We start from the raw sequence: 22,888 nt of genomic DNA on the forward strand, positions 1-22,888 counted from the left end.
GGGCAACGGGTTCGGTGTCCGGCGCGGTCAGCCTCCGATTGCTTTGGTGTAGATCTCGACCATTTCCTGCAGGGCGGTGCGTTTGCCGTCGACGAGCCACTGGCCGTAGGACTCGTGCACCCGCGAGCCCAGGAAGCTCGCTGCGGTGACGCCGGCGTCGACGATCTGCCCCAGGGCTGCGGCGTCCGGGGAGGTGACCGTCGCCAATGCCGAATTTCCCAGTCCGACAAGGTCGCTGCTCTGTGCTTGGCTGCTCATCAGCGCGGTCATCGCATCGGTGGGTGCGTGCAGTTGGTCGGCGGACATCTTCTGGCTCGGCATCAGGACGCCGAGTGCGACGTTGGCGAGATCGATTCCGATGGGCAGCAATTGACCGAGAGCGAGAAGGTTTCCGGTCTCGACGACCTGCCATGCGACCTCTTGGAGCTGTCCGACGTCGCGGGCGAGGCGGATGACGTCGACGTTCGCGAGCAGACCTGCCACCATCGACGTCGCGGCCGCGGTGCCGGACGGGTCCGGAATCAGGCTGATCAACCGCGCGATCGAGGACAGATCGACCCCGGCAGCCATCTTCACCAGTGGAGAGAGCTGATTGTTCAGCTCACCCGAAACCCGGTGCGCTTCTTTGATGTTGCCCGAGAGCAAGAATCCGGGGAGGGCTTGCAGGTTCGCCGCGACGCCGTTGTAGTCGACCGACGTCACCCCGGTCACCACGCCTAGGACCTGGTTGATGATCGTGACCGGCTTGATGGCCGACAGAACCGATGTCGCGGTCGCGAGCTGATCGGCCGGGGTGCTGGCCAGCGGAGACACTCCCGTGCTCAACGTCTGCGCGGGGCCGGACAAGGCCGCAAACGTGCTCGCGGCATCGGTGGGAGCTGCGCCGGCTGCGGACGGGGTCGAGCCGCTCAGAGCCGATGCGCCCGACAGGACGCTGCTCGCCAAGCTCACGACCTGGTCGGCGGCACCGACGATCTTGGGGATGTCGATCTGGTCGAGCGCGTCGACGACTCCGCTGGTCGCTGCTTCCGGTGACCCTTCGGCTGCGGTGCGCAGGCCGTCACGGGCGGCGGGGTTCGCCGCCATCCACGACTGTGTCTGGGCGACCGGTGCGAACGTGCCGGACAGGAGCTTGGCCTGCTGGCCGATCTCGGCGATGTCGAGAGCCGAGGAGGTCGAGGTCGGAGCGCCGGCGGTCTGCAGCTTGTCCACCGAGGCTGCCAGCGAGGACGCGGCACCGGGTGCGGCGGAGAGGTCGGCGAATCCGTAGTCGGAGGTGACTGCGTCCAGGAACGACGACGCACCTGCACCCGCGCCGGTGGCTGTCGGGGCTCCGGGGGTCGAGGACGTCGACGGAGTGGGGGTGCTTTCGGTGGCGCTGGTCGAGGTGGGCTGCGTCGATGTCGCGGTGGACTGGCCTGTCGCGGTTGCTGCGGTGGATTGGCCGGTTGCGGTGGCTGTGGGCGCGCTGGTGCCGGGTGTGACGGTGGCTCCGGCTGCTGTTTCTACGGTGCCGGGTGGGTTGGCGAGGATGCGGCCGAGCGAGGCCAGGAAGGAGTTCGAGGACGTTTCGGTGTTGCAGTACTTGTCGTCGGGGTGGCAGATGTCGAAGACCTTCCCCGACAGGGCACCGAATCCGCGGGCGTCGGGTCCTCCGATTCCCTGACCGGCGAGGGTGGGACCGACGACCTTCGCACCTGCGGTGCCGCGCTTGGGGTTGGCCAGCAGTGCGACCGCCAGTACCGAGGCCGGCGGCGTCGGTCCGGACCCGGTCCCGATGTCGACCGCTACGTCGTTGGCGATCTGAGCGCCCTGGGAGTAGCCGCCGATGACGAATTTCGAGCCGGGGCAGCGGGTGAGGGCGTCGACCGTGGCCCGATCGCCTTCGGTCTTGGAGGTCGCGTACGTCATGCCGGACTGGAGGAATGCCTGTGCGGGGTAGGAGGGGTAGACGACCTGGATCTGAGATCCGTAGCGGCGCTGCAGCTCCTGGCCGACTTGTCCGAGCATTCCGGCCGGTTTGGTGGGGTCGGCATCGGCGCGGGTCTCGGTGGTTCCCGGTGCCAGGACCGCCACGTATCGCGCGCACGGCGACCCGGCTGCGGGTGCGGCGGAGGCGACCGGGGCCACGAGGACGAGTCCGGTGGCCACGGCGGCGGTCAGGGCGGCGAGTCGGACGGAGACGGCACTGCGCATGGTCTATTCCCCTACTTCGGTGATCGATTCGATGAGATGACGCCCGTCGACCACGGAGGTGGTGACGCGCTGGGTGCGGTACTTCGGGCCGGGTGTCCCGTCGGGTTGGACGAGACTGACGGTGAGGGTGAACAGCCCGGGCAGGACCGGATCGAGGTCGAGGCAGTACATCGAGCCGACAGGGGTCGCGGCGATACCCGCGTCGAGGTTCGCCACGCTGGTGAACGGCGGGGCGGCCGGGGAGAGGAGCTCGAACGCGGCGGCACCGGACCGTTCGACGTACAGGCGGTACTCGAACGCCCTGATGGCGTTCTCGCCGCTGTCCTGCCCGCCCGCGGGCATCGAGCAATCACCCTGCGCGGACTCGGCAGGAGCAGACGTCGGTGAGCTCTCGCTGGGTGATTGCTCGGTGTACGTCGACGGCGCGGACGTGATCAGTGCATCGGCCGGCAGTGGGCCCTGCGCGGGTTGCGGGTCGTCACCGGTGGCCACGATGACGCCGGTGAGGATTGCGGCGACCGTGACGGCAGCGCCGCCGAACAGCAGGGCTGCTCGGCGACGACTGCCGTCACGGGATCCGGATGCGGCGCGCGGTGGTTGTGGACGTCTCGGTGACCGGCTCGGGCCGGTGGCGCTGACGATCGACGAACCGTGGTGCTCACGCGCCATGAGGGTGAATCCTTTCGGGGACAGATGAATCCGGGGAGAGAGCGGTCACGCAGGGGCGAAGGCGGCGTTCAGTCCTGCGAGCGCGGCGTTGGCCTGATCGACGATCGGTGCTGCTGCGGTGGTGACCGCGGCGACGGTGTCGGCGACGGCAGGCTGCTCGAGGGCCTTCGAGGTGAACCCCTGTGCTGCTTCGACGGCAGGTGCGGTCCACACCGACGCGTCGCTGACGGCCTTGTCGACGATCGGTGCCGCGTTCTGGACTGCGGTGTCGGCGGCCGCGAGCACCTGGCGGCCGTTCGGGTCGGCAGCAAGAGTGTCGCGGACCTGCCCGACGGGTCCGGGGAGATCGACGGTCGCGGCCGGCGGGATCGCCGGGACGCTGTCGGCGGCCGGGGGAACCACCGCGGGTGCGGGGGCCGGCTCTTCGATGATCTGCTGTTCGCCGCCGAGAACGGTGGCACCGAGGACACCGCCGATGGCAGCGCCAGCGCCGGTCAGACCCAGCACGATCGGTGCCGACAGGGCAGCGCCGACGCCGGCACCGGCAAGTGCGGCCGCACCGGGAACGAAGATGTACCCCACCGGTCCGGCCCAGATGACCGCGGGTGTGGCTGCGGTCGTCGCCGCAAGTCCGAGCGCGCCACCGATAGCAGCACCGGTGCCAGTGATCACTGCGGCCGGGGCCACCGATGCAGCCAGGCCGACAGCGCCACCGGTGATGACACCGGTGGCGGTACCGGCCGCGATGCGGTCGGCACGAGGTGCATCGGCGAAACCGTTGTCCACGAGCCAGTTACCACCGTCGGCTTGAATTGCCTGGGTGGTGTTGTTGAACTGCTCGACGAAATTGCGGTCCACGATGTTCGGGTCGTACGGCACGAGTTCACCGCCGACGAGGAAGTACCCGTCAGGTGCGTCGATCGGGGCGATGACCTTGCGCTGCACCGTCGGGACCGGCGGCGGGGGCGGCGGAGTCGCCTGCAATGCCGGGGGTGCTTCGCTCGGGGCGGCCTGCGGAGCAGGGGCTTCGTAGTAGGTGTTCTGGTAGTACGAGGACTGCTGGTTACCGGCCAGGTAGTCGTCATAGCTACGCGACGGGGTCTGCTGGACCTGTGGTGATGGCTGGTAGCCGGGTAGGTACTGGCGTTCTTCCGGTGCGGCCGGCGGCGGGGTGGCCGGAGCCGTTTGCGGTGTGCCGGTGACGCCCGGCTGTGATTCCTGCGGGGCGATGACGCCCGGCTGTGAGGGTGCGGCCTGCGCGGGAGCGGCCTGCATGGTCAGGCCTGCGATCGTCACCGCGGCCATGGCGGGCAGCGATTTGATCACCCGCCCTCGCGTGTTGGGTGAGCGGTGGTGTCCGGTGCCCGGTGTTGCTGGCATTGTGTGTCGATCCCTTCCTGGTGCGACCCGATGGTCGGGTCGTTCTGGTGAATGCGATTGCGGAGCAACCGTTCTGGCGACGATTGGTTCTAGATCAAGTGAGTGGAGAAAGTGGATGGGTGCGTGCGATCCATAGGTTGTGGGCCAGTCGCACGCACCCATCACGTGCTAGAGGCTCAGAGCCAGCCGAAGAACACCGACCAGAACCAAGGCTGCTGGAAAATCCACATCGGGTATCGAAATCCTCTCTGTCAGAACGGGTGTGGGTTCGAGGGGTGATGTCCCGGCGGGGCCGCGCAGTACCGAACATGATGAAATGCGCTTACTGCGCGACCCTCGCGCCGGTCCACCGTTCGAGCTACAGGACGTCGGGGGAGCTCCTGTAGCTCACGAGCGGGACTATCAGCAGAAGCCCACTCGGGTCGGGCTGCAATTCGAACCGCCAGGTCTACGGCTTACTGGAAGTAATGGATCGATCAGTGCACGATGTGGATGGACCCCACTCGGCTAGCAGGGCTCCGTCGTCACCGATGTACTGGTGGCGACCGGAATGCCCGTGGTCGAGCGAGCATGCAATCAAGTCACCATGTGTCCGATTCACGACGATTGACGCGCAAAACTGTCTCTGTGCGAGGAAAGTTGACTCCATCGCATCCCGTGCGGCACTCACCTCGGTCCACCCCCACACCCTTGGCTAAAGTGGCAATGTCGGTCGAACGCACTTGTCGTCGCGCCTCGTCCGTGTTGGCCCAGCACTGAACTTCGAAGCTGTCCAATTCTGGGCTTAGCTGTCGACGGCAATGGTGGAGCGGAAACCGCGAGCGACGTGACCATGTGGAACTCCCGACAGGAATGATCGGACGGAATCTGTGAGCAAACCGTCCTAATGTCCCGCGCTACAAGCAGTGCCGAGAGCGACAAGCACCGAGGAATCCCTTTTGGGCGCGCAATAGGACTGTAGAACAGGTTTGGTGCACCGCGCAATTGGTTGAAGGTTGTGGAACTCGGAACGGGCGAGCGCATTGTTGCAACGATAGCGCGCAACTATAAAACGCACAAGACATCGAGGTTGACGTGGATCGAGGAAGATGAAGCTGTCTTGGAAGGTCGATAGAGAGTGGGGACAGTGCCGCGAAGCGGGGTTCGTGGATTTCGGGCCGATCGGTTGCGCGAGCTTCGGGTACGCGCTGGGTTCAGTGCTGACGACCTTGCGGCGACTGTGGGCGCGACTAGGCAAGCGGTATCCACCTGGGAAACGGGGCGTTCAACGCCACCGCCGGCGACCCTTGGTCGAATCGCGAATGCCCTGCACACGTCGGTCGCAGCCTTAGTTCCGATTCCGGAGTCTCAGCTCAAATTGTCCGACCTGAGGGTGCATGCGGCGCTTTCCCAGGGCGACGCTGCGCGGATGTTGGGGATGTCGGCCACTGTTCTCGCCGACATCGAGCGGGGGCGCAAGCCTGAGACGGAGGAGCGCATCGAGTCGCTTGCGGAAGCGTATGGGGTATCCACCCGAACGGTGGCAGCTGCATGGAGTCGAACTCGCGATGCACGCACGACACGCGCGCAGTCCTTGTAAAAAACGCAACTATTAAACGTACGTGCAGTGCGGGCGCTGCGATCGACGTGAGTCCGCAATAGTCTCTGTAGATCCGCATGGATCCGCGAGATTTTTTACTCTTCGCACAATTCGGTCAGAGTGACAAGTGCGGCCGTGGTGTGCTGATCAAGCGAGACCAGAACCGCGTTGACTTTCATGGGCTTCCAATGTCCGTCGAGAGTTCTGAATCGAAGCACGGCGTTAGTGCGTTCGCGTGCGAGTGCATTCGACATTTGCTTCGCAATTGGTACGTCGTCCGGATGAATGGCCGGTACCGGTTCGTCGGGAAGGTTTTCCCAGCAGATATTCGGTACAGGTTCAGAGTTGTACCAGCGCAACAAGTTCAGAGTCCTGAGGTTGACCAGTGCGCGGTACTCGCCCTCCTTGGTAGACGCCTCCAGGACACGATGCTCGAGTATCGTGGGTGGGGGAGCGATAGTGATTTCACCTGCGGGGCCGATGTCATGCGTGATGCCCCTCAGGATTATTTCGGTGCCCGCAGCCTGGTCTTCGGCAATCATCCGGCACGAGAAGTGCGCGGCCCGAAGTTCGCCGTCGTCCCGTCTCACTGTCCAAACTGCTTGATGGGTAGTGCCCGGTGCTGACTGCACGATCTTGGCCATAGCTTCGCTCTCGTCACGGTTTGTGACAAGTCGGGTGAACGCTCCCGCGAGTGCGCGCTGGGTCTCGCGCTCGTTTTGCGGAACGCGGTACAAATCGAGTAGATCATTGCTTCCGCTTGCTGTGCTATTCGTGAGGTTGAACTGCCACGCCCCGGTGGCGTCTCGCGGAGGTGGAGTCTCATCGCGCCGGCCGAGCCACACCCATGCCCCGTGCGTACGGCCCGCAAAGGTTTGCAGTGGTTCGGCCAGTACTCGCCTGTATCGGTCTCTGGACAGCCGATCCACCATGGCTCCCGTAACAAGCGTCTCCGTCACCGCGGCCAGTGCCTCGTTGCGGCTGGCGGAGCTGCGCAGAACATGACGAGGTGAAACAAAAGACTTGGGCGAGGACCCAACTCCGATCACGGACGGCTCTTCATCTCCGAACGTCTCTATCAGGATCCAGCTATTCGACATGGTTGACCGACCCCCGCAGGTCTGGTGAGTGGTTTCTGTTGATGACGACTTGCTAGGTCCGTCGCAGTGCTCGGAGCGAAGGCAGCAGCCGTTGGTAGTGAGGGCCAAGCACGCGCGTTGTCGCGGCGACGAGGCGGGCGTCGTTCCCTATTGTCACCTGCGACTTCCCCCTCCACGCACCCGCAATGATTTTTTGGGCGGCCACTTCGGGGGTGGTTCGGGCTATGCGTCTATCGAAAAAATCGGCAGTCCGCACGTGATCAACGCCCGGTGCCGCCCGCGCCGTCCGAGCGATCGACGTCTTGAGTCCACCAGGGATCACACAGGTCGCACGCGCGGTTCGTGACGCCAGGCGGAGTTCCTGGTTCAGGGCTTCGGTAAAGCCCCGAACGGCAAATTTGGATGAGTTGTATGCCGAGTAGCCTGGTGCGGACATGACTCCAAATGCGGACGACACGTTGATAATTCGGCCTCGACGTGACGTTAGAATGTCCGGCAGAAAAGCGCGAGAGCTGTTGACGACGCTCTCGAAGTTGGTTGCCATCACGAGATCGAAATCAGCTGGGGGAGTGTCGATGACATCGCCGCTATATAGAACACCTGCGACGTTGAAGACCGCATCAATACCGCCGAGCCCATTGCGCGAAGATGCGGCCCACGAAGTGATTTCGGCCCGGCTGGAGACGTCGACACGGGTCGCTCGCGCGATCGCGGCCGTCGCAGCACATCGAGACTGTGTGTCGAGGAGGGCGTCGTAGTTGCTGTCGGCGAGCGCGAGTGACCACTTCTGTTGTGCTAGCTGCAAGGCGATCTCGCGGCCTACGCCCGAACCCGCGCCGGTAATCGCTGCTTTCCATTCACCTGGCATCTGCTCGCCCCTCCTGCGCCTCGCTACCTTGGGTAACTAGGAACAGTAACGAAAGGCTTGCAGTCGCGCTAGCAACCAGCTGGTCTGTATTTCGTTTTGTATCTAGTCGTTCCGGTGCGCTTTGTTCGGAGGCGCTCGGACGAGCGGTGAACCATATGCGTGAGTACGACTCGGGTCCGTAAATGTTGGCAACGCATTTGCGGGACGGTCGGTGTAGATAGGTGTCTGAAAGTCGATCTAATGTCGCCGCGGTAAATTGCATTTTCCGCGCCGTCTTGAGGAAAACACCAGTTCAGCACAGTTTCGCTCTGCAGAGACGTCGGCAATCTGCGTTAGGCTGCGCATATGGACTTCCGACCAGGCCGAACACATGCGGTGACCCCTTCCGCAGGCATTTCGGGCACGGGAAGGCCGATGGCTGTCGAGCCGGAGATCCCGCCCGCCGTCGCGAAGCGGATCGCAAGCGCCGTGCAGTCCTCCCGCTCCGAGGGAACGCGCAAGACCTACGCGGCCGCGTGGAAACGCTTCACAAGCTGGTGCGAGACGAATGGTCACGTGACGCTACCGGCGCACCCGGTCACTGTCGCCGCCTACCTCGTCGACGCCGCCGATACCCGCACCGAAGCAGGGGAGCGGGCCTATGCCGTCGCCACGTTCGGTACTTGGATCGCGGCGATCAACCACCAACACCGAACCACCGGACATCTATCGCCCTCCGCGCACGAACTCGTCACTGCAACCCTGTCGGGGATCCGGCGGGAGTACGCGGCCGCGGGGGACCGACCCCGCACCCCGCGAGACCCGTTGCTGGTCGACGACATCAAGCTGCTCGTCGCGACCGCGCGGGAACGGTGTCACGGCTGGGCCGACGAGGTCCTTGAACGCCGCGATTCGGCCATTCTGCTCCTCGGGTTCGCCGGTGCCTACCGCCGCAGCGAACTCTCCGAGATGGTCTGCGGAGACGTCACCGTGCACCGGCACGACGGACTCCACATCCGGCTACGTAAGTCGAAGACCGACCAGGAGGGTAGGGGAGCGGTGAAAGCCCTGCCCTACACGGAGTCCCACCAGACCTGCCCGCCCTGCGCGTACGTCCGATGGGCGCAGGTGGTCGCCGCCTTCGATGCCGGCGGCCGGCCTTCAGTGATCCGGCTTCTCAGGAAGCGGGATCCATTCGACGGTCACGTGTGCCGTGGGAGGGTGCCCCGCACCGCCGCACGGGTGCCCCTGCTTCGTACAGTCACCAAGAACGGCAATCTCGGTTCCACCGCGCTATCCGGAGCGGCAATCCACCAAACCATCCGCCGCCGCGCCGAACATGCCGGATACGACCTCAAGGCTCTCGCCAAGCTCGGAGGCCACTCGCTCCGCGCCGGTTTCGTCACCCAAGGCAACCGCAACGGTGCCGACGGATCCGCCATCGCCCGACAGACCGGACACGCCAGACTCGACTCCGTCGAGGTGTACCGCCGCGAATACGCACCGCTGGTGGGCAACGCCGTTACCGACATCGGCCTGTAAGTACTGCGCCGATTCGCGTGGGGCGGCAACTGGAGCCACGTCAGCTCGTGGAATAACATGTAAGTAATTTGGTCGTGACGGTTGGCCAGGAGGAGGTGAAGTCGGTGGCACTGGTAAAAGATGCTGCGCTCGAAGATGCGCAGGAAACGCGTCGGGCGCATTGGGGTACCCAACTACCAATCGATCCCTTCTCGATCGCGCGAAGCCTTGGTATCGAGATCACCTATATGACCCTGGATCCGGGCATCTCTGGCATGTTGATTCGCAAGAAGGGGCGAGCCCCTCAGATCATTGTGGACGAAAATGACACGCCTGCGCGGCAGAACTTCACCGTCGCCCACGAAATCGGTCACTACATCGAACGCGTGAAGGTCGACCCGGAGGGGTCGTTCTCTTTCACTGATTACCGCGGTGCACCCGCTGGCCGCGACTTGCACGAGTTCTACGCCGATGAGTTCGCAGGAAACCTTCTTGCCCCGCCTCAAGCTGTGAAGATGCTGTCAGCCCGCGGCATGAGCACAATCGAGATGGCCAAGGCCTTCGACATCTCGCTTCCAGCAATGCAGACCCGGTTGCGGCGACTGGGCAAAAGTTAGTGCACGGCGAGGAGTTTGGGGCACCAGACGACAACGGCCCTATGGATGATGACTTCGATGCATGGCTTGAAGCGAATCCGGACCCTGAGGACTTGGACGAGTTCTTCGACAACGCCAAGTTGAGTGACCTCCAAAGTCAGCATCCAACTTTCATGGGGACCGCAGAAGAGGGTCGGAACCACCTGGCGAAAATGAACCGGGCTGAACAGAAGAAGGCCCGGCAACAGAACAGGCTGCGCAAGCGTTTTTTCAAGTGGGCCGGATTAACCGTAGTCGGAAGCCTGTTCGGAAACTTTGTCCTGTTCACGATCTTCATGATCTGGAACAAGGGGGATATTGCAGACTCAGTGATGATTGCCTGGATCAGCGCAACGGTCGTCGAGGTGCTCGGCATCGCGTACATAATTGCGAACTATTTGTTCGACAACCCAGGCAGCAATGCTTCCCGGGCTAGGCTGATACGGCCGAGTCCAACTGATTCGGTGTAGCTCCGTTCGGTCAGTTCGTTAGTCTGTCCAGCTGTAAATTGGCTGCCAAGCCCTAATGGTCGAACTCAAACGGTCTGGATAGTGAATCGCCCGTGTCGATCCGGTGGTGGTGGCGTGCGCTTCGATCAACGCAACTGCGCATTCGGTGACGTAGACAGCTACCGCGATAGCGTCTGCCATCATCGAAAACATCGATGAGATGTCACCTCCGACAAGGGTAGCCGGCCAGGTTTCTCCGTGGCTGAAGCTCGAACATACGTTGTACTGCTGCTCGACAAGTAGTCCAATCGGTCTGGAGCCAATTTCTGCCGCCAGGTGTGGAGGAGAGTTGTCCTGGATCCATCGTCCGGCTGCGATAACCCTCGCGGTGGGTTTTGCCGATTGCGGGCCGAGTCGGTTCAACTCGGCAATCCATCCTTGGACTTCGTCGCGCTCCAATGTCGGGCCGGGTTCCCCTCGACCCAGTGCCAGTGAGATCTCACCGTCAAGGTATCGCTTGGCGTCGCCAACGTTTGCGAGCGACATCCCGGCTGCGCGCCGTCGTCTAATCTCGCGATCTGGGGAGGACATTACCCAGATTGCCTGCGAAGAGCACTCGAATGCTGTCCGGCACAACGACATAAAACTCGCCGCATGGTGGTTGAACGGCATTGTGTGGGCGACTTGGTCGGTCAAAATATGCAATGCCGAAAGTTGGTCGGTGGCCCACATGATCGGTCCGACCGCCGCGCCTACCACGCCTCGGGGAGGTATTTCGGGAAGAGCCGGAGCGTCATCACGGGCAAGAGAGCTATCGCTGTCTGGAAAGTCGGGGGCCGTAGGCCCGCGCATAGACCAGTTGATCAAAGTGCAACCTCGCTCCACTCTGGAAACTACACGTCCAAGCGGTGGATGTTGAGCCAGGCCGAGCGAGTAAATGGCTTTCCGGAGCACGACTGCATCAGACCACATAACGGCGGGCAGTGCAGTAAATCGCCGTTACCACCTCCAAAAGCTGCTTCCGGCTCATCCGCCAATCAGGCCAAGCCTGCGCCGGCGCGCGTAGCGAGCGATGGGGAATCGCGTTGTGCCCACCGTAACTTCCGTGCGGTTCGCCGGCATGTGCAGCGCTATGTGTCGGTGTCTGTCGGCATGATCACTACATGTCCAGGAAACGGGATCGGAAGAAGCCGTTGGAACGTGAGACCGCCGCGGGTGGGCGTACGTCCAACAAGGCAGTGGTCTATGACGGTATACGCACCGTGATTCAGGACGAGTTTGAGTGGCGAGGTGGGCCATCACTGCTACCTGGCATCGTTCCGCGCGGACTTCTCAGCCGTCGTCGTCAAATGGTGCTGGCTGTCTTCGATGAGTACCTCCCGGACGACGTGGTCGTTCGAATCCGAATCACGGCGTCGATGGCTGCCACCCTCGCCAACCTCCAACCGGATTTGTACGGAAAAGGAGGTTCGGGTTAAACCACAACGAGGGGGGCGAATATAGCTCAAGCCAAGACCGTGCTGGCTAGTGACGACACGTGGGACGTTGTGATCGACTGGGAACGTTTTCTGAACGAATCTCCCGAATCCCAGGCCGAAGTCGACGACCAAACGCAAATCTTGGAACACCTTGCGGCACATGAGCCACAGCACATCTTGATGCATCTGAGCAGCACGGACTCAAGCGACTACGTTGATAGCTTGACGGGTTCGCCAACCGTTCGAGCATGGCGTCACTACGTTGGTGAAGCAATCGATGAATTTCGCTGTGAGTTGGCAGCCAACCGTCGCGTGACCATGACTCCGACCCATGAGTCCACCGCAAGTGACGATGTAGAGCATTTTCGACGCGCATTGAACGAGAGCGCTGCCCACATTGACGACAACCCCAGGCGAGCCGCGATGCAAGCGCTGGGTGCAGCGAAAGAGATGGTGAAAGCTCTTGGCTATCTGGCGGCAGAATACACGGCAGGGGACCGAGAGCCACTTCCCCCCGAGCCCACTGCCGACCGGGTGGGACGAATACATCGGTCAGTTTTGGCCGGACATATTCGAACTGTTCGCCAGTGTGCCTGCTGCCAATGAACCAGCATCCGTAGAGTTTCTCACGACAGTTCTGCAGGCGACTTGCGAGCGAGTCATTACGTGGCTGACGGAGATTGGTGTCCGATACGAGAAAGACGAAAATCTCAACGACTACTGCTGGTGGGACCGGCGGGAGTTCTGACGCAAGGATAGACGACACCAAAGGAACGTAAGAGAAAAACTAACGCGTGACGAGGGCTCGACAGGCTATCGGAGTCTCTGATCCCTCATTTCCTTCGTGAGGTGGTGACAGTCTCCGTCATTATTAGAACGGTTCGAGACCTGCCCTCCCAGCGGCAGTTTTGAGGTGTAAGTACACCGGCGTAGCGGCCCGGCGAAGCGGCTCAGTCGGGTCGAGGTTTGGTGGTCACGACCCGAGGTGCATACACATCCGTCAAGGAACCTTGACGGTGCGGTAACTGCCGTTTACGTCGGGCGCGCCCGAGGCCATCGTGTTCGCACGGCGAGATCGGTGCCGATATGCGCAGTCACATGCTGCGTCGTCGGACCTCCGTGCTCGTTGACGCACCGACCAGTTGGACCTGCCCTGCCCAGGTGGCACCGGGCCCGTTAAACGGGCAGACGTTGATGGACTGAGTGAGACTTCGCAGGACGCTCGACCCTGGAACTCGCTCAACACTTACTCAACACTTTGATCTCGGTTCGGGTGGTTCCATCAGAACTTCGGTGGATACTTGAATTGCGAAAACAGCTGGCCGGATGGTGTATGTGGATCCATATCGGTCCGCAAATCCGTGTGAGCTACTACCAAGAGGTTAGGGGTTCGAATCCCTTCGGGCGCACAGGAAAAAATGCCCCGAACTGCAGCGATGCGGTTCGGGGCATTTGTGTTTGCGTGGATTGGCCCTGGTCCGGCCGGGATCTGGACAACCCAAACAAACCGGGCGTAGGGTTTGTTGTCATCCCTGGAGGAGGCAATGTGAGCGATCGATCGGGTGGAACGGCAGCCGTCAGTGAGTCCGACGCTTCGCCGAGTGCCGTGGTCCCGCGATTGGCCGTCCCTCTCGTGTTCCTCTCACTGCTCTTCGTCGGTGCTGTGCCGTTCTACGTTCGGCAGCCGTTCGATGCCGGTGAGTCGGTGTCGGATCCGATGTGGGTGGGCGGATCTGCTTTCCTCACAGCACCGGAAACAAGTCTGTACTGGCTGATTGCCGTGCCGGTGTGCATCGGGGCTGTCGCGGTGTATTGCGGGTGGAGCGAACGTAGATCGGGCATCACATCGAGGGTTCGGCTGTGGCTCGTTGCAAGTCTCGGATCATCAGTCCTGACAATCGTTCTGGTGCAGGGCGGACTGTTGTTCTACTTCGGCAATCTGACCATCAGAGGGCTCGTGCCCCTGCTGACGTTATCGGCGGCCGTTCTGGTGTGGGGTGTCGGTCTGAGATCACTCCTACTGACGGCAGTAGGAGCTGTCGCGGTAGCTGCGAGTCTGGTGTCGAACCTCTACGACGTCGAGAACCTGGTTCCGCGAGAATGGGCATTCGACTCCCGCTTCAGCCTGTGTCTGAACATCATGCTGACGGCATCCGTGTTCGTGGTCGGAGCGGTGGCGTCATGGTTTGCCGAACGGTCCAGGCGATAAGCCTGCCTCGCCCCCGCATGTCATCGAACTCGATGCTGACACGCGGTGGTGCCGACACCTAGGGCGCGACGAAGCACAGCGGCCCAGCCGGGGTGGCTGGATTGACGTTCACCGTTGCAACAGGGCCACCGGCCGACGTTTGGTACGCCATCAATGAATGCTGACCGGGGGTGGTAGGTGTCCACAGAGTCACTTTGTGCCCGAGTACGACTGGGGTGCTGAAGTATCCATCGAACTGCCATACGAAGTCCTCGATCGGCATCGCGGACTCGGCATCCAACGGAGCTATGTCGACGCGCGGTTCGACCAGCTGTTCGGTGCGAGCGACGGCGACGTACGTGCATCCGACCCCGTACGGCGTGGTCTGCCCGAAACTCAGACCGGGAAGTATGTCGAGACTCACTACTTCGGCCGAGGCGCTGGGAGCGCTGAGCACTGCGGCCGCTGTACAGAGAGCGAATGCGACAGGCGAGTAACGGACAAACCGTCGAATCTTCATGCCCCTAGGTCGACGGACGGTCATCGCTCGTTACATCCCCCTTCCGTCGGGGGCGACGCTGAGAGACGTCGGTCAGGGTTCGCCGGGTCGTCGTCGGCAGTGGACACTGACAGGATGGCAAATCCAGGTGACCCGAAGTCGGTGTGGTCCACAGTTGCGGTGATCGTCGGCACCGTGGCAGCCGGCGTCGTAGTTGCCGGTCTACTGCACGATCCTCAACCCCCCGCCGTGTCGATACCCGGCTGCGAGGAGGTCCTCCTGCCCGAGGATATGCAGAGAATCAATTACGCAATTGCCGGCCCTGATTCTGTCCCCGCGGGGTTCGACGCAGCGGCCAAATCCGCCGCCTTGATTCAGGCACTGCCCGCTGGAACCACGGTCGAGCCCGATGCGATGTTCCCACCGCTGACCTTCGATACCCGAGCCATTGCGTATGGGCGAATCGCGCTGGGCGGGGCCGTGGGCGACGTGAACGTGACGCTGTCGACATCCGATCAACCCGTCGGGGCGTGTATTGCGGGGTACGTCGATGAGCGCCGCACACTGAATGACGGCACCGTCGTCGATGTCAGGTCATCCGAAAAAGGAAGTCGCGTAGAGGTATACGCGACCGACGGCAGCCATGTCGATGTATCCGCCGATCGCGTGCTGACGGTCCAACAAGTAACCGACATCGCGATGACCCCGGGACTCCGCAACAACTGAATTCGCCGTCGGCCGCGAATGGTCCTGAGATCACATGGACGATGCCGCGAAGGTCAGAAACACGATGAACAATCCGACACCCCCGAGCGCCGCACCGATCACTGCCTCCCGACCGTTGGACGCATCGCCCTCGACCGCGCGGCCGAGACCGATCCAGCCACTGATCACCGCGACGATTCCGGTCGGGATGGTCACGAAGTCTCCGACGAACGGCACGAATGCGCAGATGACTGCCACGATGCCCGCCACCAACGCCAGGCTTCCGGCACCGTCGCGGAACATCGACTGAGAAGCGGACTTACGTTTCACCGAGTCTCCAATCGAGTGCAGCGCGAACGTGCCAATAGAACCTGTCAGCGCAGCTGGACGATGACGTCGCCTCCATAGTAGATACCCAACGGATCTTGGCGTTCGCAACTTGTCACCCGCTGTTTCGGGCCCCACGTGTGAATACCGGGTCGGCTTGGGAACGGCGGGAGGTGACCCAACCCGGGTCGAGCACGTTTTCGACAGTGGTGCACAGGGACTCGTCGAACACGACTACTCGATCGGCTATCCGCCACTCGCTGTCCCGTCTTTCGAAGCGGTCCACGTATCGGCATTTCACGGTCGTCAAGACGTGCGTCGACGATCCGATCTCGGATTCTTGCCGCAGGTAGCACAGGCAGTAGGACTCGACGTCGGCCACCTGTTCGGACGGCTCCAGATCGATGATGACGTTGGTTATGAAGTGCATCGAGCTGTCGATGGTTCGATGACGAAGCTCGATGTCCTCGATCAGACCGTCGATCGTGCCGACATAGCCCCCGTGGTGGTCGACGGCGTCAGGGAAATAGCACCTCCTCAGGCTCTCGAAGTCCTTGCGGTCCACGGCCCGGGCGTATCGATACAGCACCTCGGTGATCGCCACTCGGTCTTCACTCGACATCAGCAACCGGCTTTCAACTCGTTGGTGATGCGGTGGTAGATCCCGCCGGAGGTCAGGCCACCGTCGACGACGATTTCTGTGCCGGTGATGTACCGCGATGAATCCGACAGCAGGAACGCGACCGATTCTGCGATTTCTTCGGCGTCGGCGACGCGCCCCGCGGGTACCGATTGCAGGCTGGTCTCCACGAAAGCCGTTGAGCCGGAATGCAGTAACGGTGTGTCGACCAGGCCGGGATGGATCGAATTGACTCGAACTCCGTATTCGGCGAATTCGAGTGCTCCTACCTTCGACAGGCCACGCACTCCCCATTTGCTGGCACCGTACCCTGCCGCGAAGTAACCGAGCATCCCGGCAATGGACGACACGTTGACGATCGAACCACCACCACCCTGTTTGAGAAGTGGCGCACAAGCTTTCATTCCATAGAACACCGAGCTCAGATTGATGTTCATGACGCGGTGCCAGTCGTCGACGGTCGTGTCCTCGATGCCCGCTCGGTGACTGACACCGGCGTTGTTCACCAGACCGTCGAGGTCACCATCCGATGACTCGATGGATGTCGCCAGTGCCGTCCACGAGTCCGGTGCGGTGACATCGAGCTGGTAGAACTCTGCCCGACCGCCGGCATCGAGAATGTTCTTCACCACCGTTTCGCCTGTGGCCTTGGAGATATCGGTGACCCACACCTTGGCTCCCCGGGCCGCCAGCATCTCCGATTCGACGCGGCCCATGCCGCTACCTGCGCCGGTGACGACGATCGTCTTGTTCTCGAAGTTCACGCGAGGGCCTCTCACTCTGTTTTCAGTTCGGTCCCCTTCGTCTCGGTCACGAAGAAGACCGTGGCGAAGGTGATGACGGCGCAGAAGACGAAGTAACCCGCGGGTGCGAGCGGATTTCCGGTGAGTGAGATCAGGTACGTCGCGATGAAAGGTGCTGTGCCACCCAGCAACATGTTGGTGGTGTTGTTACCCAGCGCCAGGCCTGTGTACCGCACCGAGGTCTTGAGCATTTCCACGTAGGTCACGTACGAGGCACCGTTGACGACGGACACCGCGATGAACAACACCGACTGCCCGACGACGGCCTGCCACAGCGTGCCGCCGGCCATCATCATGAACATCGGGACACCGAGAACGATGGCCGCGAAGCTGCCCGCGAACAGGACGGGCTTCCGCCCGTATCTGTCGGCCATGTAGCCCGAGATTGGCAGGGTGATCACTCCGAGAACCAACGCGAGCGAGGTCGAGAGAAATGCTGCTTGCGAGGTCTGACCGCCCTCGGTCCTGAGGTACGTGGCGGCGTAGACCGATGCGATGTAGTAGCCACCGGTGATGAGCGCACCGAGCAGGATGATCTTCACGACGCTGCCGCCCGAGGTGCTCAGTAGCTCCGAGATGGGGAGCTTCTTGGTCTCTCCCTTGTCCTCGAGCTCTTTGAACTCCGGGGTGTCGTCGAGACGGTTCCTGATCCAGATGCCGACACCGCCGATCACGAGGCTGAGCAGGAACGGGATTCGCCATGCCCAGGAGAGGATCTGTTCGTCGGTGAACACGGAGTTCAGTGCCAGTGCGCACAGCGAGGCGAGCAACGATCCGATGTAGGTTCCGGTGTTGACCATCGACGTCTGGGTCGCACGCCACCGCGTCGGCGCGGACTCGGAGACGAACGCGTTGGCCCCTCCTAGCTCACCACCCGCAGCAAATCCCTGCAGGCATCTGCACAGGACTAGAACCGAGGTGGCCCACACTCCCAGAGTGACGTAGGTCGGGAGCAATCCGATTCCGGCGGTTGCGATCACCATCAGCAGGATGGTCCAGGACAGCGCATTCTTGCGGCCGTACTTGTCGCCTATGTGTCCGAAGAAGATTCCGCCCGGAACGCGCAGGAAGAAGGCAACGGCGAACGCCGCGAACGTACCGAGAAGGGCGGCCGTCGGATCGTCGGACACGAAGAACAGCGCGGCGATGGTGGTGGCCATGTAGCCGTAGATGCCGAAGTCGTAGTACTCGACGACGGTTCCGACGACAGCGGCCCGGATCACTGTCAGGGGAGATTGTTTCGGGTTCGTGCTGGGGGCTCGTGCGTCCGACTCGGGCTGCACGGCGCGATCGTTCGTAGTCATCGGTGTCCTCGAGGTCGGGGGTGGTCAGGCCGTCAGTGGCTGTGCATCGACGGTGTGAAGGGCGGCATTTCGACCGGCAATCCGGCCCATGGTGAGTGCATTGGCGACAGCGTTACCGCCACCGACGTACCTCTGCCCGAGAACTCCCGCTCCTGCCTCGCCTGCAGCGAACAGGCCGGGTACGCGGGTGCCGCGTGTTGTCAGCACCGCGGAATCGGAGTCGATCTCCAAACCTGCATGTGTGCACACCAATTCGGCGGGGAGGATTCGTGCGGCATAGAAGGGGGCGGTCTCGATGGGTTCGGGATTCGACGTACTGCCCTTGTTGGCGAGTGTCCGATGGCGCAGAAAGTCGGGATCCTCGCCGTGGGGCAGATGCGCGTTCCATCGCTCGACCGTGGAATCGAGAGCCGCGGCGGGCACCGCCATGAGTTCGGCCAGCTCCGCGAGGGAGGATGCGCGAAGTGTCCGGCCGGCGTCTGCCTCGTCCTCGATACGATCGGGTGCCCAATCGGCATATCCCGCAGGCAGATTCTGTCGAGCGTTGTCGTCGAAGATCATCCAGGCCGAGCCACCCTGACCGTCGATGATTCCGGTCGAGACCGCGTACGAGGCGTCTTCGTCCATGAATCGACGCCCCGCGGCGTTCACGTGAATACGTGATTTCGGGGGAAATCCCGACTGCCAGTGGTGGTAGCGCTGAAAGTAGACGGTGGGCAGCATGAGTCCCCACCCGTGACCTGCTATGGATGCGTCCACCGACGGCGCGTAGCGAAGGTGGTCACCGCGGCTGCCCTCGGCAGCAACGACGAAGAGAGCGGAGCCGGCCCGGTTGGCAGCTGGAAAATGAATATCGACCAGCTCGGGATCCCGGGCGAAACCACCCGTGGCCACGACGACTGCCGCAGAACGGAGTTCGACATCATCGGCAACGACTCCCACGACCCGATCGTTCTCGGTGAGTAGCGCTTGCACACGAGTGTCGAGAACGACCTCGATTCCGTGCCTGCGGCGTGCGGCGTCCAAAACCTGGACGAGGCCGTACCCCTGATCCTTCGGAACGTGACCCCTCCAGACGTCCTCGACCCCCGCCTGGCTCAGGCCCGGTTGGTGTGCGTTGCCGGAAGTCTTTGCGGGGATGTCCAATCCGAGTTCGATCAGCCACTCCAGAGTCGGTCCTGCCTGCTCGCAAAAGGTTCTGATCAGGCCGGGTTTGAGCATCCACTGATTGAGATCCATGTAGTGCTGGAAGTACTTCTCTGCGCTGTCGTCGATTCCGAGGGCGCGTTGCACGCTTGTCGCTGCAGCGGTGAACAATCCGGCCGACAGTGCCGTCGATCCGCCCAGTTCCTTGCACGCCTCGAAAAGAATGACGGACGCACCGTTTTCGGCTGCAGTGACTGCGGCGGCAAGCCCCGCACCGCCGCCGCCGATGACGACGACGTCGTAGTCGGTGTCAGACATGTCGCGACCCGCCGTCCACCGCAATGCTGTGCCCGGTCACGTAGCGAGCGCTGTCCGACAGTAGGAACAGGAGCGGCCCGAAGACTTCTTCCGGTGCGCCGAGTCGATGCAGGGGAACGGAATCGAGTGCCTTGGCCAGCGCTTCGGGATCTTCCTGTACCCACCGAGTCATCTCGGTGTCGATGTAGCCAGGTGCAATGGAGTTGACGCGAATGCCCACATCTCCGAATTCGACGGCAAGGGATTCCGTCAGGTGGGCGACGGCCGCTTTGGACGTGCAGTAGGCACCGCGGCCCTTACGGACGCGAAGCGCGGATACCGAGGACATATTGACGATCGCGCCGCCTTCGCGCATATGGCGACCTGCTGCTTGCGAACCGAACAGAACGCCTTCGACGTTCACGCTGAGCGTGGCACCTATCTGCTCGGGGGTGATGTCCGCGGCGTACGCGAACGGGAAGATCCCCGCGTTGTTGATCCAGAAGTCGATCCGCCCGAATTCGGCCAGAGCGGTTCGGGCGAGAGCCTCGTGATCATCGGCGACGGTGACGTCGGCTCGTGCGCCGATGATCGTTCCGGGTTGCTCGACCAGCGAGTCGGTGGCCAGCTCCGTGTTGAGTTGCTCCGCTGTTTCCTTCATGCGAGCGTCGTTGATGTCGGCACCGACGACGCATACGCCGCGCGCCGCAAGTCCCTTGGCGAACACCGATCCCATTCCCTGAGCGGCCCCGGTGACGACAGCAACCTTGCCTGTTAGTTCGGGGTAGACCGCGGTCATCGTGCGATCGACGACGCGTCCTGGATTGGGATTGTTCATGGCGTTCTCCTCGTGCGAAAGATCGTGATCGAGCCTGCGAAGCGGTCCGAGGGGACAGCTTGCGGCGATTCAGGCTGTGTGCGATAATCGCACGCAGTGTGCGATTCAGGTCGAACTGTAGGTGGTCCACCTCACACTCGTCAATAGGGGGCGCTTCATGACCGACACCGATCCACGCCGCATGGACGGCAGTCACTCCGTGGCCATCGATTCTGGGATGTCCAAAACGCTGCACCACGGCCTCGCCGTGCTCGAGCTATTGGCCGAACATCCCAATGGCTTGTCGATCACCGAGATCGCCGACGGAATCGGTGTGCACCGCACCGTCGCGCACCGGCTGGTTCGCACGCTCGAGGCTCATCATCTGTGCCGGCGAGACGACTTCAAGCGCATTTCGCTCGGGGCCGGGCTGGTGGCGCTCGCCGAACCCGTCGAGCAAGATCTGCGAACCGTGGCGCGCCCCGTTCTCGAAGAACTGGCGGATCAGCTGGGAGCGACCGTCCATCTCGTCGTTCGCGAAAATCAAACGGAAGTAAGGGCTTTGATGGTTGTCGAGCCACGAGGCGCGAAGGTGCACGTTGCGTTCCGTGGGGGGCAGGTCGATCCGATCGACCGAGGATCTGCCGGCCTGGCAATGCTCGCGTCCTTGCCCCCGGCGGACGGGGAACGTGCAGAAGTGACGAGGGCGCGAAGCGTCGGATATGCGGTCACCCACGGTGAAGTGATTCCATCGGTCGGCGGAGTGTCCGCCGTGGTGCCGGGTCGCCGCGGAGACGCCATGGCGAGTGTGGGTGCGTCGGTGTTCGAGATCGACGACGAAGAGGAACTCGGTGCGGCCGTCGTCGCTGCGGCGGCACGGTTGGGGCGTTTGCTTCGTTAGCCGGAGGTTGAGGGTCGTGTCAGGCGTCGTCGCGAGACACGGTCCTGTGCTGGATACGCCACCGATCATTCACTCGTACAACACGATCCCGGACCGACGTGAACCGAACGAGCCTAGTCTCGCCGCCACGCGGTGTTGCCATGATCTGGAGGTAGCAGTCGACTGTCAGTTCGTCGACGCTCACGAGATCGACGGCAATGTTCGTGATGACGTGCCGACGCCTCTCGTTCGCGTCGGCCGCGCTGTCGAAGAAGCGTTGGGCAAAGGCGGTCAGCTGGTCGCTACCGACCTGGGGTTCGGGGTAACTGGGCGAGTCGAAGACGCCGTCTGCGGTGAATGTCTCTGCCCATTCCGTTGCGCGTCCGGAATCGATTGCGTGGCTTTGCCTGCCGTAAAGGAGTTGAACCTCGGCAACGGTTCCCGCGTCTGGATCGGGCATCGGCGTCTCCTTCGGTGCGTTATTCGCACGGACTGTGCGTATTGGTGATGACGTTACGTCCGGTCCATCTGGCAGTCGAGTCAGGGGTCTACTCGTCGTAACCGAAAATGAAGCGCGCGAGTTACGCCACATCTGCCATCATCGTGCTGTGAAGATCATCTCGATCAATGCGTGGGGCGGTGCCATGTACGACGAGCTCGTGGGATGGCTGAAATCCGTTGATGCCGAGATCATTTGCCTTCAGGAAGTCACTCGTACTCCGAATCGATCGGGTTGGGCAACGTTCGCCGACGGTGAGCGCACTCTGCCGCAGCGGCTCGATCTGTTCGGCGACGTGTCCGCCGCGTTGCCCGGATACACGCCGTATTTCGTCGCCAACGACGCCGGACCTGTCACCGACGCCGACGGCGTGGAACTGAGACAGGACTTCGGGATTGCGACCTGGGTGCGTGAGGACTTTCCTGTCGTCGGACTCGACGCGCGGTTCGTGCATTCACGGTTCGTCGATCACACGGAGTGGAACGTGGACGACCGTCCACGAGCCGCGTTGACGGTGACCGTTCGCGATCGCGTCGGCGACAGGTTCGTCTCCGTCATCCAACTACACGGTCTGCGTGATCCAGCAGGCAAGGACGACAGTCCCATTCGGCTGGAGCAGGCCCGGAAGATGGTCGAGGTCGTCGAACATGTTCGCCCGTCGAGCGACGCCATGGTGCTCTGCGGCGACCTGAACCTGCTGCCGTCGAGCAAGACATTCACACTGCTGGCCGAGCACGGAATGACCGACCTGGTGGGAGAAGCAGACACGCGAGCGTCCAGTTATACGAAACGAGTTCGAAGCGCCAGCTATCTGTTGGTGTCCGATCCGACTGCAGTGCGAAGTTTCCAGATCGTCGCGAAACCAGAGGTGTCCGACCACCGAGCACTTGCCTTGGATCTCGCATAGCGGGAGATGTAGATCCGGAGGC

The 22,888-nt window shown here is 62.4% G+C and carries 22 protein-coding genes; 8 read left to right on the forward strand and 14 right to left on the reverse strand.

The window, feature by feature from the left end:
• Nucleotides 1-27: 27 nt before the first annotated feature.
• From CH294_RS26920 to CH294_RS26930, 3 genes are read right to left on the reverse strand one after another with little or no spacing between them, the layout of a single operon-like run.
• Nucleotides 28-2,196, reverse strand: a complete 2,169-nt coding sequence (locus CH294_RS26920) for a cutinase family protein (RefSeq protein WP_094634009.1) — start codon at nt 2,194-2,196, stop codon at nt 28-30.
• Nucleotides 2,197-2,199: 3 nt separating this feature from the next.
• A complete protein-coding gene (locus CH294_RS26925; protein ID WP_249305513.1) occupies nt 2,200-2,865 on the reverse strand; it encodes a hypothetical protein in 666 nt (221 codons plus the stop codon).
• 45 nt (nt 2,866-2,910) lie between these two features.
• Nucleotides 2,911-4,245, reverse strand: coding sequence for a hypothetical protein (locus CH294_RS26930; RefSeq protein ID WP_249305514.1), 1,335 nt, complete (start codon nt 4,243-4,245; stop codon nt 2,911-2,913).
• A 1,126-nt stretch (nt 4,246-5,371) separates the two neighbouring features.
• On the opposite strand from CH294_RS26930, the gene CH294_RS26935 reads away from it, so the two are divergent.
• Complete coding sequence (locus tag CH294_RS26935; RefSeq protein ID WP_094634011.1) at nt 5,372-5,824, forward strand: helix-turn-helix transcriptional regulator; 453 nt, start codon at nt 5,372-5,374, stop codon at nt 5,822-5,824.
• A gap of 95 nt (nt 5,825-5,919) precedes the next feature.
• Here CH294_RS26935 and CH294_RS26940 read toward each other — a convergent pair whose 3' ends face one another.
• A complete protein-coding gene (locus CH294_RS26940; RefSeq protein WP_094634012.1) occupies nt 5,920-6,924 on the reverse strand; it encodes a GAF domain-containing protein in 1,005 nt (334 codons plus the stop codon).
• A gap of 52 nt (nt 6,925-6,976) precedes the next feature.
• The gene (locus tag CH294_RS26945; protein ID WP_094634013.1) at nt 6,977-7,792 is read right to left on the reverse strand and encodes an SDR family oxidoreductase; all 816 of its coding nucleotides are present in this window, start codon (nt 7,790-7,792) and stop codon (nt 6,977-6,979) included.
• A 414-nt stretch (nt 7,793-8,206) separates the two neighbouring features.
• Between CH294_RS26945 and CH294_RS26950 the strand changes: the two genes are divergently transcribed.
• The 3 genes from CH294_RS26950 (at nt 8,207) to CH294_RS26960 (ending at nt 10,397) form a co-directional block, all read left to right on the forward strand.
• A complete protein-coding gene (locus CH294_RS26950; RefSeq protein WP_249305516.1) occupies nt 8,207-9,313 on the forward strand; it encodes an integrase in 1,107 nt (368 codons plus the stop codon).
• Nucleotides 9,314-9,387: 74 nt separating this feature from the next.
• Nucleotides 9,388-9,909 (forward strand): ImmA/IrrE family metallo-endopeptidase, encoded by a 522-nt coding sequence (locus tag CH294_RS26955; protein WP_094634015.1) that lies wholly within the window; start codon nt 9,388-9,390, stop codon nt 9,907-9,909.
• 41 nt (nt 9,910-9,950) lie between these two features.
• A complete protein-coding gene (locus tag CH294_RS26960; RefSeq protein ID WP_141216552.1) occupies nt 9,951-10,397 on the forward strand; it encodes a DUF2569 domain-containing protein in 447 nt (148 codons plus the stop codon).
• 18 nt (nt 10,398-10,415) lie between these two features.
• Here the strand turns inward: CH294_RS26960 and CH294_RS26965 are convergent, their stop codons facing one another.
• Entirely contained in the window at nt 10,416-11,108 is a 693-nt protein-coding gene (locus CH294_RS26965; protein WP_094634017.1) for a hypothetical protein, read from the reverse strand.
• A gap of 2,292 nt (nt 11,109-13,400) precedes the next feature.
• On the opposite strand from CH294_RS26965, the gene CH294_RS26975 reads away from it, so the two are divergent.
• A complete protein-coding gene (locus CH294_RS26975; protein WP_094739384.1) occupies nt 13,401-14,063 on the forward strand; it encodes a hypothetical protein in 663 nt (220 codons plus the stop codon).
• A 58-nt stretch (nt 14,064-14,121) separates the two neighbouring features.
• On the opposite strand, the gene CH294_RS26980 is transcribed toward CH294_RS26975, so the two are convergent.
• Nucleotides 14,122-14,499 carry a hypothetical protein gene (locus CH294_RS26980; protein WP_242459103.1) on the reverse strand — a complete coding sequence of 126 codons (378 nt, stop codon included), beginning with the start codon at nt 14,497-14,499 and terminating at the stop codon, nt 14,122-14,124.
• Between the two features lie 177 nt (nt 14,500-14,676).
• Between CH294_RS26980 and CH294_RS26985 the strand changes: the two genes are divergently transcribed.
• A complete protein-coding gene (locus CH294_RS26985) occupies nt 14,677-15,267 on the forward strand; it encodes a hypothetical protein (protein WP_094739386.1) in 591 nt (196 codons plus the stop codon).
• Between the two features lie 30 nt (nt 15,268-15,297).
• Here CH294_RS26985 and CH294_RS26990 read toward each other — a convergent pair whose 3' ends face one another.
• The 6 genes from CH294_RS26990 to CH294_RS27015 form a co-directional block, all read right to left on the reverse strand.
• Nucleotides 15,298-15,576, reverse strand: a complete 279-nt coding sequence (locus CH294_RS26990; protein ID WP_249305518.1) for a hypothetical protein — start codon at nt 15,574-15,576, stop codon at nt 15,298-15,300.
• A gap of 112 nt (nt 15,577-15,688) precedes the next feature.
• On the reverse strand, nt 15,689-16,195 hold the full coding sequence (locus CH294_RS26995; protein ID WP_037152905.1) for a nuclear transport factor 2 family protein: 507 nt from the start codon (nt 16,193-16,195) through the stop codon (nt 15,689-15,691).
• Nucleotides 16,195-16,977: an SDR family NAD(P)-dependent oxidoreductase gene (locus tag CH294_RS27000; protein ID WP_094739387.1), complete on the reverse strand. Its 783-nt coding sequence runs from the start codon at nt 16,975-16,977 to the stop codon at nt 16,195-16,197. Before CH294_RS27000 ends, CH294_RS26995 begins: the two co-directional genes overlap by 1 nt.
• Nucleotides 16,978-16,988: 11 nt before the next feature.
• The gene (locus CH294_RS27005) at nt 16,989-18,320 is read right to left on the reverse strand and encodes an MFS transporter (RefSeq protein WP_094703566.1); all 1,332 of its coding nucleotides are present in this window, start codon (nt 18,318-18,320) and stop codon (nt 16,989-16,991) included.
• A 24-nt stretch (nt 18,321-18,344) separates the two neighbouring features.
• Complete coding sequence (locus tag CH294_RS27010) at nt 18,345-19,784, reverse strand: FAD-dependent oxidoreductase (protein WP_094739388.1); 1,440 nt, start codon at nt 19,782-19,784, stop codon at nt 18,345-18,347.
• Nucleotides 19,777-20,601 carry an SDR family oxidoreductase gene (locus CH294_RS27015; protein ID WP_249305520.1) on the reverse strand — a complete coding sequence of 275 codons (825 nt, stop codon included), beginning with the start codon at nt 20,599-20,601 and terminating at the stop codon, nt 19,777-19,779. The genes CH294_RS27010 and CH294_RS27015 overlap by 8 nt, the downstream gene beginning before the upstream one ends.
• Before the next feature lie 217 nt (nt 20,602-20,818).
• Here CH294_RS27015 and CH294_RS27020 point away from each other — a divergent pair, with 217 nt between their 5' ends.
• Entirely contained in the window at nt 20,819-21,481 is a 663-nt protein-coding gene (locus CH294_RS27020; protein ID WP_170944880.1) for a helix-turn-helix domain-containing protein, read from the forward strand.
• Nucleotides 21,482-21,500: 19 nt separating this feature from the next.
• Here CH294_RS27020 and CH294_RS27025 read toward each other — a convergent pair whose 3' ends face one another.
• Nucleotides 21,501-21,920 carry a nuclear transport factor 2 family protein gene (locus CH294_RS27025; RefSeq protein ID WP_037152917.1) on the reverse strand — a complete coding sequence of 140 codons (420 nt, stop codon included), beginning with the start codon at nt 21,918-21,920 and terminating at the stop codon, nt 21,501-21,503.
• A gap of 148 nt (nt 21,921-22,068) precedes the next feature.
• Between CH294_RS27025 and CH294_RS27030 the strand changes: the two genes are divergently transcribed.
• The gene (locus tag CH294_RS27030) at nt 22,069-22,866 is read left to right on the forward strand and encodes an endonuclease/exonuclease/phosphatase family protein (protein ID WP_094739390.1); all 798 of its coding nucleotides are present in this window, start codon (nt 22,069-22,071) and stop codon (nt 22,864-22,866) included.
• The last annotated feature ends 22 nt before the right edge of the window (nt 22,867-22,888 follow it).

Source organism: Rhodococcus sp. 14-2483-1-1 (genome assembly GCF_002259335.1).
Lineage (GTDB): Bacteria > Actinomycetota > Actinomycetes > Mycobacteriales > Mycobacteriaceae > Rhodococcoides.